The 15,500-nt window shown below is 49.7% G+C and carries 11 protein-coding genes; all 11 read left to right on the top strand.

The genetic code is table 11. The annotated features are described in order from the left end of the window. Nucleotides 1-205 precede the first annotated feature (205 nt). The 11 genes from ACTQ1O_RS09950 to glgA all read left to right on the top strand — a co-directional run bounded on the left by ACTQ1O_RS09950 (nucleotide 206) and on the right by glgA (nucleotide 15,189). On the top strand, nucleotides 206-1,297 hold the full coding sequence (locus ACTQ1O_RS09950; protein WP_441475446.1) for a PucR family transcriptional regulator: 1,092 nt from the start codon (nucleotides 206-208) through the stop codon (nucleotides 1,295-1,297). A 37-nt stretch (nucleotides 1,298-1,334) separates the two neighbouring features. Further along, a complete protein-coding gene (gene ftsE, locus ACTQ1O_RS09945; RefSeq protein WP_441487135.1) occupies nucleotides 1,335-2,021 on the top strand; it encodes a cell division ATP-binding protein FtsE in 687 nt (228 codons plus the stop codon). After that, complete coding sequence (locus tag ACTQ1O_RS09940; protein WP_441099020.1) at nucleotides 2,011-2,931, top strand: cell division protein FtsX; 921 nt, start codon at nucleotides 2,011-2,013, stop codon at nucleotides 2,929-2,931. Before ftsE ends, ACTQ1O_RS09940 begins: the two co-directional genes overlap by 11 nt. Before the next feature lie 148 nt (nucleotides 2,932-3,079). Continuing rightward, complete coding sequence (locus tag ACTQ1O_RS09935) at nucleotides 3,080-4,459, top strand: S41 family peptidase (protein WP_441487134.1); 1,380 nt, start codon at nucleotides 3,080-3,082, stop codon at nucleotides 4,457-4,459. Between the two features lie 106 nt (nucleotides 4,460-4,565). Further along, nucleotides 4,566-6,548 (top strand): excinuclease ABC subunit UvrB, encoded by a 1,983-nt coding sequence (gene uvrB / locus ACTQ1O_RS09930; protein ID WP_441475444.1) that lies wholly within the window; start codon nucleotides 4,566-4,568, stop codon nucleotides 6,546-6,548. A 163-nt stretch (nucleotides 6,549-6,711) separates the two neighbouring features. Then, a complete protein-coding gene (locus ACTQ1O_RS09925; RefSeq protein ID WP_441487133.1) occupies nucleotides 6,712-7,713 on the top strand; it encodes a LacI family DNA-binding transcriptional regulator in 1,002 nt (333 codons plus the stop codon). A gap of 274 nt (nucleotides 7,714-7,987) precedes the next feature. After that, nucleotides 7,988-9,892: a glucose PTS transporter subunit IIA gene (locus ACTQ1O_RS09920; protein WP_441487207.1), complete on the top strand. Its 1,905-nt coding sequence runs from the start codon at nucleotides 7,988-7,990 to the stop codon at nucleotides 9,890-9,892. Further along, the gene (locus ACTQ1O_RS09915; RefSeq protein ID WP_441487132.1) at nucleotides 9,886-11,319 is read left to right on the top strand and encodes a glycoside hydrolase family 32 protein; all 1,434 of its coding nucleotides are present in this window, start codon (nucleotides 9,886-9,888) and stop codon (nucleotides 11,317-11,319) included. The genes ACTQ1O_RS09920 and ACTQ1O_RS09915 overlap by 7 nt, the downstream gene beginning before the upstream one ends. Nucleotides 11,320-11,451: 132 nt before the next feature. Then, the gene (locus ACTQ1O_RS09910; protein WP_441099014.1) at nucleotides 11,452-11,709 is read left to right on the top strand and encodes an HPr family phosphocarrier protein; all 258 of its coding nucleotides are present in this window, start codon (nucleotides 11,452-11,454) and stop codon (nucleotides 11,707-11,709) included. A gap of 189 nt (nucleotides 11,710-11,898) precedes the next feature. Beyond that, nucleotides 11,899-13,557 (top strand): phosphoenolpyruvate--protein phosphotransferase, encoded by a 1,659-nt coding sequence (gene ptsP, locus ACTQ1O_RS09905; RefSeq protein ID WP_441487131.1) that lies wholly within the window; start codon nucleotides 11,899-11,901, stop codon nucleotides 13,555-13,557. A gap of 186 nt (nucleotides 13,558-13,743) precedes the next feature. Beyond that, entirely contained in the window at nucleotides 13,744-15,189 is a 1,446-nt protein-coding gene (gene glgA, locus ACTQ1O_RS09900) for a glycogen synthase GlgA (RefSeq protein WP_441487130.1), read from the top strand. Nucleotides 15,190-15,500: the final 311 nt, after the last annotated feature.

Below are 15,500 nucleotides of genomic sequence, written 5' to 3'. Positions count from 1 at the left end.
TGCAATATATTTACGAAAGTGTTACAATTCGAACGTTGGTTTTAGGCCGTCGGACCTTGAAAATCGCGTAATCCAAAATAATGCACAAATATGCTTCCATTTTTGTGTCATTTATTATAGAATGTACTTGTTTAATTGCGTTTTGATCAGATTAAATGAGTAGAGGCGCGGTTTCCGGCAGCTTAGAATGAAAGAGGGTAGCAAAATGATTTCGAACCAGATTCTGCAGAGCACGATTGAGGGACTCAAAAACATCTCCAAGATGGATTTCGGTGTATATGATACTGCCGGAAAGCTCTTGGTCTCTACGTCCTCCCAGGCGGACGCGGCAAAAGATGATCTGCTTGATTTTGCCCAGTCACAGGCAGATTCCCAGACGATCCGCGGCGTACAGTTTTTCAAGGTGTACGATGAACATCAGCTCGAATATATTCTGCTTGCCCAGGGATCCGGCGACGAGAACCTTCTTGTCGGAAAAATGGCCGTATTTCAGCTTCAAAGTCTGCTGACCGCATATAAAGAGCGCTTCGATAAGGACAACTTCATCAAGAATCTGCTTCTGGACAATCTTCTCCTTGTCGATATCTATAATCGCGCCAAAAAGCTGCATATCACCCCTGACGCCAGAAGAGTGGTCTACATTCTGGAGGCTTCTCAGGAAAAGGATCATCCGGGAAATCTTGAAAATATCAGGAATACCATAAATGGCAAGAATTCTGATTTTATCACGGCCATTGATGAGAAGAGCATCATTATCGTAAAGGAATTGGAAGAGGATGACGACTACCCGGAGGCAGAGAAGTTCGCGAATTCCATTCTGGACGCCGTAGGAAGAGATCCGGAGGGAGAGGTCCATATTGCGTTTGGCACCATCGTCAAAGAACTGAAGGAGGTATCCAGATCCTACAAGGAAGCCAAGATGGCCATGGACGTAGGAAAGATCTTCTCCGATGGAAAGGATGTTTACGCATATAATCAGCTTGGAATCGGCCGTCTGATCTATCAGCTTCCCATCCCTCTGTGCAAGATGTTTATTCGGGAGATCTTCGCAAATAAATCCCCGGATGATTTTGATGAGGAGACCCTGACCACGATCAATAAGTTCTTTGAGAACAATCTGAATGTGTCAGAAACATCCAGACAGCTTTATATTCACAGAAACACCCTTGTATACCGGCTGGACAAGCTACAGAAGAGCACCGGTCTTGACCTGAGAGTATTTGAGGATGCCATCACATTCAAGATTGCACTCATGGTCGTGAAGTATATGAAGTATATGGAGACACTGGACTACTAATGCCCGGCTCTCCGGCCACACAGCAGGAGGAGTATAAATGATAACATTCGATAATGTTACAAAGATATATGAAAAAGGACAAAACCCTGCGATCGATCATATATCTCTGAACATCGAAAAGGGAGAGTTCGTATTCATTGTCGGCAACAGCGGATCCGGAAAAACAACCATGATCGAGCTGATGCTGAAGGAACTCAGTCCGACATCTGGGAAGATTACCATTAACGGACACAATCTGAACCGGATGAGAAGCAGCAGGATTGCGAAATATCGCCGAGGGATCGGCGTTGTATTCCAGGATTTCCGTCTTCTCAAGGACAGAAATGTATATGAGAATGTCGCTTTTGCCCAGCGTGTGATCGAGAAACCGAACCGCATCATCAAGAAGCGTGTGCCGGAGGTTCTCACTCTGGTCGGTCTTGCCACCAAGTACCGTTCCTATCCAAATGAGCTCTCCGGAGGAGAGCAGCAGAGAGTTGCGCTTGCCCGGGCTCTTGTCAATCGTCCGGATATCCTTCTAGCGGACGAACCGACCGGTAACCTTGATCCGAAGAATTCCGCTGAGATTATGGAGCTTCTTGAAGAAATCAATATGCGGGGAACCACCGTTGTAGTAGTTACTCATAACCGGGAAATCGTTAACAAAATGAAGAAACGAGTAATCCGATTGAGAAAAGGCGTCATTGTAAGCGACGAACAGGAAGGTGGTTATATTGAAGATTAGAAGTATCTTTTACAATGCCGGACAGGGTGCCAAGAACATCGTCAGAAACAAAATGTTCTCCCTGGCCTCCATTGCGACAATGGCAGCATGTATATTCATATTCGGCGTATTTTTCTCGATCGTATTGAACTTCTCCTATATTCTCCGGAATGTAGAGACAAATGTAGGCATCACCGTTTTCTTTAATGAGGATGTGGACCAGGCAGGAATTGACCGTATCGGCGCCGAGATCAGCAGCCAGACAGATATGATCAAGGAAATGCGCTATGTATCCGCGGATGAAGCCTGGGAAAGCTTTTCCGCCAGATACTTCAGCGGCAACGAGGAGGCTGCAGAGGGATGGAGAAATAACAACGACAATCCTCTGGCGAACTCCGCTCATTTCGAGGTTTACCCGAATAATATCGAGCAGCAGGACAAGCTGGTCAGCTACATCAAGGGACTGGACGGTGTCCGTCAGGTCAACCAGAGTGAGCAGGCATCCACGACCTTGTCAACGATGAATCGTCTCATTGCTACAATATCCATCATCATCATCCTTGTGCTTCTCGTTGTCTCTGCATTCCTGATTAACAATACCGTCACCGTCGGTATCAATGTCAGAAAAGAGGAGATCGCCATACAGAAGCTGATCGGAGCGACGAACGCGTTCGTCCGGCTTCCGTTTATTCTTGAAGGTATCCTGATCGGGCTGATCGGCGCTGCCATTCCGCTTGTGATTATATATTTTGTATACAATAAGGCGGTGAGCTACATACTCTCACGTTTCAGCGTACTGAGCAGCTTTATGAACGGACTGCTTCCGGTTAATTCCGTTTACCGCATTCTTCTTCCGGTCGGAATTATCCTGGGCGTCGGAATCGCCCTGATCGGATCCCTGGCAGCGATCCACAAGCATCTGAAAGTATAATCATGCCCGGACTCTGCCGCTATCTCAGGCAGAGTCGGACCGCCACAATATCACCCCGCCTTTTTCCATCTGATTTTTCATTAATCCGGACGGAAAAAGACGGGGTTTTCCTATCACACGCAATCCAAAAATTCAGGCAGGTTTACAAATGGCAGACAATAACAGCAATCATCCGGATACACATTCTTTTTTAACTCGTCTTCTTAAAAAATTATACAGAAATTGGAAGCCTTTCCTCGCAGGCATCCTGGTAACAGTCATCTCGGGGGCAGTCTTCTTTTCCGTTTATCTCAATCTCGGACCACTTGCCGCTCCCTCCAGTCCCACGAGCCTTTCCGCCTACCGGAAAACGCGTCAGATCCAGGATATCGTCCGGCGATATTATCTGAATGATATCGACGAGCAGGCTGAGACAGACACCATGTATCTCGGGCTCGTAACCGGACTCGGAGATAAATACTCCACCTACTACACGGCGGAGCAATACAGCAAAATAAAAATGTCGAACGATGGCAAGATGGAAGGAATCGGAATTACAATCTCAAAAAGTGAAGAAGACAAAGCTTTAAAGATTGAATCTGTGATGAATAATTCTCCGGCTGAAAAGGCGGAACTTCAAGAGGGAGATCTGATCACCGTGCTGAACGGAAAAGGCACGGAGGATATGACCTCCTCAGACGCGGTCTCGCTGATCCAGAACAGTGACAGCGATCAGGTCACTATGACCGTCGTATCTGCGTCAGGCGGGAATCCCAGAGAAGTCACTCTGACGAAGGAAACGCTGACCCGCGATGTCGTGACCGGCAGCATGCTGGACGGCGATATTGGGTACATTCAGATTACCAGCTTTAACCGCCTTACTTCCGGCCAGTTTCAGAATGCCTTCGACAGCCTCAATCAGCAGGGCATGAAGGGACTGATCATCGATCTTCGGGACAACCTCGGCGGACTGGTCAGCGCGTGCTGCGACACGCTTCGAATCTTCATGCCGGAGGGACCGCTGGTCTATGAACAGGATCGCAATGGAGAAGAGCGGCAGCGGGACAATGACACGGACCACCGGACGAGTCTTCCCGTTGTTCTTCTGGTCAACGGAAACACCGCCAGCGCATCCGAAATGTTTGCCGGAGCCGTACTGGATTACAATGTCGGCATTGCCGTCGGCACCGTCACCTATGGAAAGGGAATCGAACAGGACTCCTATACACTCTCGGACGGAAGCGTCCTGAAAATCACAACAACACATTATTACACACCGGACCACCATGACGTAAACGGCAACGGTATCACGCCGAACATTACCGTTAAAGCGGATAAGGATACCTCATCAGACATTCAGCTCGAGAAGGCATCCGCTGTAATCAGGGAAGAGCTCTCCGGAAAGTCAGCAGATCAGGTCATAAAGGAAAACGGAGGAACAACGAAAAACTACAGCAGTTCTGATCCGGACCAGGATGGTACGGAAAATGTTACCTCCGTCTCCGGCGCAGCAGACGGGAATGTATCAGACACCTCATCCCGCTCATAAGAAGACCGGAAAAACTATTTGATCAATTCTCCGGCGAAACGCCCGACAAAATACAGGATAATTAATAGAATTATAAAAAGGCAGAAACTGCAGAAAGGAAATACGTATGCCCGAGTTCAAGCTGCATTCTGAATACAAGCCCACCGGCGACCAGCCGCAGGCGATTGACAAACTGGTAAAAGGATTCCGGGAGGGGAATCAGTGCGAGACGCTTCTTGGCGCTACCGGATCCGGAAAAACCTTCACGATGGCAAATGTCATCGAAAAACTTCAGAAACCGACACTGATCATTGCGCACAACAAAACGCTGGCCGCGCAGCTTTACAGCGAGTTCAAGGAATTTTTTCCTGAAAATGCTGTGGAATACTTTGTGTCCTATTACGACTATTATCAACCGGAAGCCTACGTTCCGTCCTCTGATACCTATATTGCGAAGGATTCCTCCCGAAATGAGGAGATTGACAAGCTGCGTCTCTCTGCCACCTCCTCACTGATTGAACGCAGAGATGTCATTGTAGTATCTTCCGTTTCCTGTATATACGGTCTGGGGAGCCCTGCGGATTATGAGAAAATGATTATCCCCCTTCGCCCGGGCATGGAAATCGACCGCGATGACGTCATCCGGAAACTGATCGATATTCAGTATGAACGAAATGAAATCGATTTTCACCGCGGCACCTTCCGGGTACATGGGGACGTCCTCGACATTGTCCCCGCAGACGAAAGCGATATCGGTATCCGCGTCGAATTCTTCGGTGATGAAATTGATTCGATCAAACGCTTTGATCTGCTCACCGGACAGGTAAAGCAGGAGCTCAATTTTGTCTCAATAGCTCCGGCCTCTCACTACGTGATGCCCCAGGAGACAATCAACCGTGCGACAAAGGCGATTGAGAAAGAGCTCGAAGAAAGGGTTCGTTACTTTAAAAGCGAGGATAAGCTCCTGGAAGCACAGAGGATCGAGGAGCGGACAAATTTCGACATTGAAATGCTTCGTGAAACCGGTGTATGCTCCGGAATCGAGAATTACTCCCGCCATATGTCGAATCTGAAACCGGGAGAACCGCCCTATACACTCATGGATTTCTTCCCGGATGATTTTCTGATCATCATCGATGAGTCTCACCGGACCATCCCCCAGATCGGGGCCATGTATGCCGGAGACCGTTCCAGGAAGACAACACTCGTCGATTACGGATTCCGGCTTCCGTCTGCTCTGGACAACCGTCCCCTCAGTTTTGAAGAATTTGAGAACAAAATTGATCAGATCCTGTTTGTCTCCGCAACCCCCGGAGAATATGAAGCAAACCATGAGATGCTGCGGGCGGAACAGATCATCCGTCCCACCGGTCTCCTGGATCCCGAGGTTGAGGTACGGCCGGTGGAAGGACAGATCGATGATCTGATCAGCGAGGTGAAAAAAGAGGTCAGCGGCCACCACAAAGTCCTGGTAACCGCTCTTACCAAGCGGATGGCGGAAGATCTGACTACGTATCTGAAGGAGGCAGGCATACGGGCGAACTACCTGCACTCCGACATCGACGCTCTGGAGCGGACCAAAATAATCCGTGACATGCGTCTGGATGTTTTTGACGTTCTCGTCGGCATCAATCTTCTGCGAGAGGGGCTTGATATCCCTGAAATCACACTGGTCGCAATTCTGGACGCCGATAAGGAAGGCTTCCTCCGCTCGGAAACCTCCCTGATCCAGACGATCGGCCGCGCGGCCCGCAACTCGGAGGGCCATGTCATCATGTATGCCGACACGATCACCGATTCGATGCGGAGCGCCATCGATGAAACCAGACGAAGAAGAGCGATTCAGCAGAAATACAACGAAGAGCATCACATTACGCCGAAGACCATTCACAAAAAGGTAAGCGACCTGATCAGCATTGCCAGAGATGTAGCCGCCGATGAGAAAAAGCTGGAGAAGGACCCAGAATCCATGTCTCCTTCTGAAATCGAGAAACTCATCCGGAAACTGGAAAAACAGATGAAGGCGGCTGCAGCGGAGCTCAACTTTGAAATGGCTGCAGAGCTTCGTGACCGGATTGTTGAACTCCGGAAATTTCTGAATGGCGAATAACCACATCCAGCAGAATTCCTGATCCTTGCACTGTCCGGACATGCAGCAGGCGGAAGAATTTCAGATTTATTCGCTTCCCGATTGCATACCACACGCGGTTAAAGGTATAATCTTTCTGTGGAATGGATTCCACGCCTTACTCTTACCTAAAGGACGACAGCTTATGACAATCAATGAAATTGCAAGAATGGCCGGTGTTTCAAGAACCACCGTATCAAGATACCTCAATGACGGCTATGTAAGCCGGGAAAAAGCGGACCGTATCCGGTCCGTCATCGAATCGACCGGATATCAGCCTTCCAGACAGGCTCAGATGCTCAGAACCAAGCGCACAAATCTGATCGGTGTGATTCTCCCAAAATTGAATTCCGATTCGATCAGCCGGGAAATCGACGGCATTACGACCGTCCTCGCAAAAGCAGGCTATGAGGTACTTCTGGCCAATACGAATAACCAGGAGCAGGAGGAGATCAAATATCTGAAGCTTTTTGCCGCGAACGGCAGTGTCGATGCGGTCATACTCATCGGTACGATATGGACAAAGGAGCATGACGACATCCTCAGGGAGTATCCGCTCCCCGTAGTTGTTCTCGGACAGCACTGCAGCACATGCTCGTGTGTCTATTTTGATGACTACAAAGCCGCAAAGCAGCAGGCGGAGATTCTGGCCAGAACCGGAAAACGGATCGGATACATCGGGGTAACTGAACTGGATGAGGCAGCGGGACACAACCGCAAAGCGGGATTTCTCGACGCCATGAGCGAGGCCGGAATCGCTGTTCCGCCTGAAGCGATGGTTGTAACCGGCTTTCGTATTCAATCCGGCTATGAGGCTGCCGAGGAACTGCTCAGCCGTTATCCGGACCCGGATTCCATCTTCTGCGCCACGGACAGCATAGCGGTCGGCGCCATGGTCTGCCTCCGTGAAAGAGGGTACCGCATTCCAGAAGATATTCAAATCACCGGAATCGGCGATTCAGAGAAGGGACAGGTCGTCACACCGCGCCTTTCCACCGTCCACTATTACTATAAGACAAGCGGAAAGGAGACCGCCCGACTCCTCCTGGGTCTTCTCTCGGGCAGCAAACAGGACAACAGAGCTGTCCGGATGGGATGCAAGCTCACCAGCGGAGAATCCATCCGCCTCCCGAATACCGACTTCTGACTGTGAAAGTTGCACCAAAATGTCCCTCTATTTTCATGTATTAATTCTTTCCCGTTTTAGTTTACAAAAAATTTAGAAAGCCATATAATGAAAACATGTGAGAACGATTCCACATTTGTGCACAGCCTCTGCGGCAGGGCACTCCGCTTTCCGTTTTCTGTCTGTTAACGACGGCAGAATATGTCAGGAGATTACCCAACCGGACACACGTTTAGCCGGCTGCACCGCCTCAGATCTGACGCACACTACCTACAAGGAGGAAAGAAATATGGCACTGGATTACAGGAAAGCAGCGCAGGGCGTTCTGGACAATATCGGCGGCGCATCCAACGTCGCCTCCGCCGCTCATTGTGCTACGAGGCTGAGACTTGTCATCAAGGACAACAGCAAGGTCAACAAGGAAGCCGTTGAAAATGTAGAAGGCGTGAAGGGATGCTTTGAGGCGTCCGGTCAGCTTCAGGTCATTTTCGGCACAGGAACCGTAAACAAGGTATTCGATGAATTCATCAGCATCTCCGGCGTTGAAGCAGGAACGAAGGAGACCGCGAAGGAGGCGGCTGCTCAGAAGCAGAACCCGTTCATGCGCGCGATCAAGACTCTCGGTGATGTCTTCGTTCCGATTATTCCCGCAATCGTTGCATCCGGACTTCTGAACGGTATTCTCGGAGGCCTTGCAAATGCATTCCCGAACCTTGCGGGCAGCGATTATTACAACATGATCAACCTGTTCGCAGGCGCGGCTCTGTCCATGCTTCCGATCCTGATTGCTGTCAGCGCGGCGAAGAAGTTTGGCGGCAATCCGTATCTTGCCGCAGTTATCGGCTTCATCATGATTCATCCGAATCTGATTAACGCATGGAGCGTTGCTACAATGAAGGCCGCTGATATCCCGGTGTGGAAGGTATTTGGCCTGACTATACAGCAGACCGGATATCAGGGGCATGTCATCCCCGTCATCATCGCCATCCTGTTCATGAGTACGCTTGAGAAGTGGCTTCACAAGCATGTGCCCGAGATCATCGATCTCTTCGTAACTCCGCTTGTAACTGTACTGGTTACCGGTGTTCTGACCATGACAATCATCGGACCGATCTTCAAGGTAGTCGAGGACTGGATCCTTCTTGCAGCTCAGACACTGATCGGCCTTCCGTTCGGAATCGGCGGCCTGCTGATCGGTTTCTTCTACGCGTTCACCGTTGTAGCAGGCTTCCATCATATGTACAATATGATTGAGGCACAAATGGTCAGCCAGGATCCTCCGGCAAATATCTGGATGCCCGTTGCCACCGCCGCTAACGTCGGACAGGGAGCAGCAGCCATGGCTGTCGCATTCAAGACCAAAAGCGAAAAAACAAAATCGCTGGCACTCCCGGCTTCTCTTTCCGCGTTTCTGGGAATTACAGAGCCTGCAATCTTCGGTGTCAACATCCGTTACCGCACACCATTTATTGCCGGCTGCTTCGGAGGCGCGATCGGAGGCATGATTGCATCTCTGTTCGGAATCAAGGCAACCGCATACGGAATCACAGGTCTGTTCGGGTTCCTGATCACCACGGATTTCTGGCTGCAGTATGCCATTGTCATGATCGCATCCTTTGCGGTAGCGTTCATTATATCCTTCATTCTGTATAAAGACCCGGAGACGGTTGCAAAAGCTGCTCCTGAAGCCGCAAAGGCTGCCGATCCGTTGGAAAAGGATGTGCAGCAGGCAGTAGAATCTCCGGTCAAGGAGACTATTGTCTATGCTCCAGCAGAAGGCGAAGCCATTCCATCCTCAGAGGTAGAGGATCCTACTTTTGCATCTGAGGCTCTCGGAAAGGGCATGGCGATCCGCCCGTCTTCCGGTAAAATCTTTGCGCCCTTCGATGGAACCGTCGATATGGTATTCGACACAAAGCACGCCGTTGCCGTTTCGTCTGATAGCGGCGTCGAGGTTCTGATTCACGTCGGCATCGACACCGTGAATATGAAAGGAGAGGGCTTCACAGCGCATGTGAATTCCGGAGATTCCGTGAAGAAAGGCGACCTTCTTCTCGAATTTGACATGGACAAGATCCGCGCTGCCGGATACAAGACCACAATTCCTGTTATTGTCACAAACAGCGACGATTACAATGATGTGAAGGCTATGAAGACCGGTCCCGTAAAGCCTGGAGATGAGGTCCTCAAGGTATGCTGAAAGACAGAAAAGGCTGGAGGCTTCAGTATCACCTGATGCCTCCGGACGGCTGGCTGAATGATCCGAACGGCCTGTGTCAATTTCAGGGAATTTATCATATTTTCTTCCAGTATTCACCAAACACCCCGGGACCGGATGGCAGATTTGCCAGAACTTGGGGGCATTATGCCGGAAGAGATCTGCTTCATCTGAAATACACAGGCGTTCCGTTCTGGCCAACAGATCCGATAGACTGTAACGGATGTTATTCCGGATCCGCTCTCACGGAAGGGGATCACATCCGCCTCTACTATACGGGCAATGTAAAAGAACCGGGGAATCACGATTATACTTACAGCGGAAGACAGGCCAACGAGATTCTGGTTGAAACCGACGGTGAGAATTTTGGCGAAAAGAACTGTCTGCTGACGAATCGTGACTACCCGGAAAACTGCAGCTGTCACGTACGTGACCCCAAAGTCTGGAAAGAAGGGGACACATACTATATGATCCTCGGCGCCAGGGTCAAGGGGCCGGATCTCTCCGCCGACACTGACTTCGGAGAGGTACTGTTCTATCAGAGTGACGACGGTGTTCACTGGAACTTTCTGAAAGCGCTCACATCGGAGAAGCGTTTTGGATACATGTGGGAATGCCCGGATTACTTCTGCCTTGGCGGCAAGACCTTCCTCTCACTCTGTCCCCAGGGGCTTCCGGAAGAAGAATACCGGTATCAGAACATTTATCAGTCCGGTTACTTCACCGTGGAAGGTTCCCTCAATGACGCCCAATGCCTTCATGATTTCCGTGAATGGGATTACGGCTTTGACTTTTATGCGCCCCAGAGCTTTGTCGATGAACGGGGACGCCGTCTCTTCATAGGCTGGGTAGGAATGCCGGATGCTCCTTACGCCAATCCGACCGCCGAGCCGGCGGGCAAAGGATGGGAGAACTGCCTCACCGTTCCAAGAGAGCTCTCCTTTGAGAATGGAATCATTCACCAGAACCCCGTCGAGGAGCTGAAGGATCTGCGGTATGATGAGACGCCGGTAATGCCGCACGGGAGCATGATTCTTCCTGACGGAGCCGGAGATTTCGAGATTTCTTTTCTCGAAGGAACCGGAGATCTGGACTGGAGTATCTGTTTCGGAGACGGAGCAGTGCTGTCATACCAGGAGGATGTGCTGCGTCTCACTATCAGCGATTCCGCAGGGTTCGGGCGGAAGGAACGCAAGGTGATCATTCCGGACATTGAATTCCTGAGAATTCTTGTAGATTCCTCACTGCTTGAAATCTACGTCAACGATGGCGAGTATGTCATTACATCAAGATTCTACCCTGCATACACGGGAGACCATCAGAATCTCAATGTAAGGTTCAGCTGCGATCTTGCCGCAGTCACCGGGTGGAAGATGAAAACGATGGAAACCAATATGAATCTGGTATAACTTTCTTAAGGTGCCCGATAAACTTTTAATAAAGTGCTTAACGATAATCCTGCCTTAGGTTATAATGAAAGAAATTACCCGAGGCTGTTTCATATTCTATTATTCATTATTCGTTCAGGAGGTTCAGATACCATGAAAAGTTTTAAATATGTCATCACGGATCCTGTTGGAATTCACGCAAGACCGGCAGGTGATCTGGTTGCCGCAGCAAAGAAATACAGCTCTGATATCACCATCAAAGCACACGGAAAGCAGGCAGGAGCGAAGAAACTGATCCAGCTGATGGGGCTCGGTGTGAAGCAGGGCGATGAAATCGAAGTGATCGTTGAAGGCGCGGATGAAGAAACTGCTGCTTCCGGACTGGAAGCATTCCTTAAGGACAATCTTTAATCTTCCTCTTCGCAGAGGTCTGCCCGGGAATTCATAAGTATGTATAAAGCCAGCTGCGAGAGTTGCCAAGCAACGAATGCAGCTGGCTTTATACATAATTGTGCCACTGACGGATACTGCCTGTGGCGCAGCATGACCGTTCAACACAGATAATAACCGGGGTTCGTTTAAGAAAGGATATAAGGTCATATGGAAAAATTTGAGGGAAAAGCCATTTTCAAGGGTGTCGCAATCGGAAGAATCATGTTTTACGGAAAAAAGGAGAATATCGTAAAACGCTTCAAAATTGAGGACACCGCTGCGGAAATTGAGCGATATGATAAGGCAAGAAAGGAAGCAATCGAACAGCTCCAGAGGCTTCACGACGATGCGGTGAAGAAAGTCGGCGAAGAGAATGCCGCTATTTTTGAAGTCCACGCCATGCTGCTTGAAGATGATGACTTCAACGACTCGGTGCACAATATGATAGAAAACGAAGAAGTGAATGCCGAATACGCGACCGCAGTTACCGGCGAAAATTTCTCCAAAATGTTTGCCGAAATGGAAGATGAGTACTTTAAAGCTCGCTCCGCAGATATGAAGGACATCTCCGAGCGGGTGATTTCTGTGCTTTCCGGCAAAGATACAACGGCCACCTTCGATCAGCCGGTAATCATAGCTGCTGACGATCTCATGCCCAGTGAAACCGTTCAGCTGGACAAGGACAAGGTCCTCGCATTTGTAACAAAATACGGCTCCGCAAACTCCCACACGGCAATCCTCGCAAGAACCATGAATATTCCCGCACTCATCAATATTCCGGCAGACCCCTCCTGGGACGGAAGAATGGCCGTCGTTGACGGACATACGGGCACCTTCTATCTGGACCCGGATGAGGAAATTATCCATGAGATGACGGCAAAACAGGACAAGGATCTGGAGGAACGGCGCCTGCTCCAAGAATTGAAGGGAAAGGATAACGTATCTGTTGACGGCAGGAAGATCAATCTGTACGCCAATATCGGAGGCCTTAAGGATCTTGCCTCTGTTCTGGCAAATGACGGAGGCGGTGTCGGACTGTTCCGAAGTGAATTTCTCTACATCGGGCGTGACAGCATGCCCACGGAAGAAGAGCAGTTTCAGGCCTACAAGGCCGTTGCGCAGACACTTGCTGGCAAAAAAGTCATTATCCGCACACTCGACATTGGTGCCGACAAGCAGGCGGATTATCTCCATCTCGATAAGGAAGACAACCCTGCGCTCGGCTTCCGTGCCATTCGCATCTGTCTGACCCGTCCGGAGATTTTTAAGACTCAGCTCCGTGCCATCTACCGTGCAAGTGCCTACGGGACCATCTCCGTAATGTATCCGATGATCACCTCCACGGAGGAGGTTGAAGAGATCAAGAAGATCTCGGCAGCTGTACGTGCAGAGCTGTCCGCCGATGGAGTTCCCTTTGGTAATGTGGAAGAAGGTATTATGATCGAGACTCCCGCCGCAGCGATCATATCCGATGAGCTTGGCAGGATGGTGGACTTCTTCAGCATCGGAACCAATGACCTCACACAGTATACACTTGCCATGGACCGTCAGAATGACAAACTGGACCGCTTCTATAACCCGCATCATCCGGCAGTGCTCCGGCTGATCCAGAAGGTCATCGAGAATGGTCATGCCGGCGGCGCCTGGGTCGGCATCTGCGGTGAGCTCGGTGCAGACACCTCCCTGACCGAAACATTCCTGCAGATGGGCGTCGATGAGCTTTCGGTATCTCCGTCCATGATACTTCCCGTAAGAGAAGCCATACGGAAGAGCTATGCCGGAAAGGACACAAAGTCCTGTTGTTTTTCACAAGAAGAACAGATATAATAAAATTATACAAAACTCTTTAAACTGCACGGCATTATATCATGCATAATGATGATTTTTCCTGCAGTCTCTGGTTCCGACGCATTTTTCTATTAACAGCCGCGTCCCAGACTCCGGAATTTTCCCGCAGACGAGGGGAGAATTCCGGAAATTATTTAATTTGCCCGAGGAGGTTTTTCAGAAGCGATGAAGAAAATACTATTTGCAGCATCTGAGTGTGTCCCTTTTATCAAAACCGGAGGTCTTGCGGACGTCGTCGGTTCTCTTCCAAAATGTCTGAACAAGGAATATTACGACTGTAGGGTGGTAATCCCGAAATACACTAAGATCGCCGAGAAATATTCCAGCCAGATGGAATATGTCACCAATTTCTACATGGATCTCAACTGGAGACAGCAGTACGTAGGTATCTTCAAGATGGAATACGAGGGCATCACCTATTATTTCATTGATAATGAGGAGCATTTTGCAGGTGATCAGATCTATGGCGGCATGCCCTGGGATCTTGAAAAGTTTGCGTTTTTCTCCAAGGCTGTTCTGTCAATCCTCCCGATCATCGATTTCCGCCCGGATGTTATTCACTGCCATGACTGGCAGACCGGACTGATTCCCGTCTATCTGCATGAACGGTTCCAGGGCAACGAATTTTTCCGTGGTATAAAGAGCGTGATGACCATTCACAACCTGAAGTTCCAGGGCATCTGGGATACCGCGACAATGAAGAACATCACGGGCCTTTCAGACTACTATTTCACACCGGACAAAATGGAATACAACAAGGACGGCAGCTATCTGAAGGGCGGGCTTGTCTATGCAGATGCTATCACCACCGTGAGCAAAACCTACGCCGAGGAAATCAAGACGCCGTTTTACGGAGAGGGCCTTGACGGCCTGATGCGCGCCCGTGCGCACGATCTGCGGGGTATCGTCAACGGCATTGATTATGACGTTTACAACCCGGAAACAGATTCGCTTATCGTTCAGAATTATAACGCAAAGAATTTCCGAAAGGAGAAACAGAAGAATAAAACCGCGCTTCAGGAAGAGCTTGGACTCGAAATTGATCCGAAGGTAATGATGATCGGAATTGTATCCCGCCTGACCGACCAGAAGGGTCTCGACCTGATCGCTTACATGATGGACGAGATCTGCCAGGATGCCATTCAACTCGTCGTTCTCGGAACCGGTGATCCGAAATATGAGAACATGTTCCGTCATTTTGCATGGAAATATGACAAGAAGGTATCCGCGAACATTTATTATTCGAATGACCTCTCACACAAGATCTATGCTTCCTGTGATGCCTTTCTCATGCCGTCGCTCTTTGAGCCGTGCGGTCTCAGCCAGCTGATGGCTCTGCGCTACGGAACGGTACCGATCGTCCGCGAGACAGGAGGTCTCAAGGACACCGTAGAGCCGTATAATGAATATGAAGGCACAGGAACCGGCTTTTCCTTCGCAAACTACAATGCACATGAAATGCTGGGAACTATCCGGTATGCAGAACGGATCTACTATGACAAGAGAAGAGAGTGGAACAAAATCATCGACCGGGCAATGGCTGCTGATTTCTCTTGGTATCGTTCCGCACTGGAATATCAGGAGCTCTATGACTGGCTTATCGGCTACTGATAAACCGCTTCCAGGCTCTTTCGCGCGCTTCGCGTGCGACGAACCTGGAAAGCGTTTTCCTTCTTGTTCGCTCCATAAGCTCCGGATTGCTCCGTGCTTCGCACTCCCGCAATCCTCAACAAGTATGAGTACTCCCGTGCCGCTTTCGCGTCACTTCGTCCTCATACTTGTTGCCTTCGAAATCGCTTCCAGGCTCTTTCGCGCGCTTCGCGTGCGACGAACCTGGAAAGCGTTTTCCTTCTTGTTCGCTCCATAAGCTCCGGATTGCTCCGTGCTTCGCACTCCCGCAATCCTCAACAAGTATGAGTACT

Origin of the sequence: Bilifractor sp. LCP21S3_A7 (assembly GCF_052118825.1) — a bacterium.
In the GTDB taxonomy this organism is placed as follows: Bacteria; Bacillota; Clostridia; order Lachnospirales; family Lachnospiraceae; genus Bilifractor.
This window is presented reverse-complemented; position numbering and strand designations above follow the sequence as displayed.

Coding starts and splice junctions, on each gene's coding strand:
- ACTQ1O_RS09915 (WP_441487132.1), top strand. CDS start 9,886: ATGCTGAAAGACAGAAAAGGCTGGAGGCTTCAGTATCACCTGATGCCT.
- ACTQ1O_RS09910 (WP_441099014.1), top strand. CDS start 11,452: ATGAAAAGTTTTAAATATGTCATCACGGATCCTGTTGGAATTCACGCA.
- glgA (WP_441487130.1), top strand. CDS start 13,744: ATGAAGAAAATACTATTTGCAGCATCTGAGTGTGTCCCTTTTATCAAA.
- uvrB (WP_441475444.1), top strand. CDS start 4,566: ATGCCCGAGTTCAAGCTGCATTCTGAATACAAGCCCACCGGCGACCAG.
- ACTQ1O_RS09925 (WP_441487133.1), top strand. CDS start 6,712: ATGACAATCAATGAAATTGCAAGAATGGCCGGTGTTTCAAGAACCACC.
- ptsP (WP_441487131.1), top strand. CDS start 11,899: ATGGAAAAATTTGAGGGAAAAGCCATTTTCAAGGGTGTCGCAATCGGA.
- ACTQ1O_RS09935 (WP_441487134.1), top strand. CDS start 3,080: ATGGCAGACAATAACAGCAATCATCCGGATACACATTCTTTTTTAACT.
- ACTQ1O_RS09950 (WP_441475446.1), top strand. CDS start 206: ATGATTTCGAACCAGATTCTGCAGAGCACGATTGAGGGACTCAAAAAC.
- ftsE (WP_441487135.1), top strand. CDS start 1,335: ATGATAACATTCGATAATGTTACAAAGATATATGAAAAAGGACAAAAC.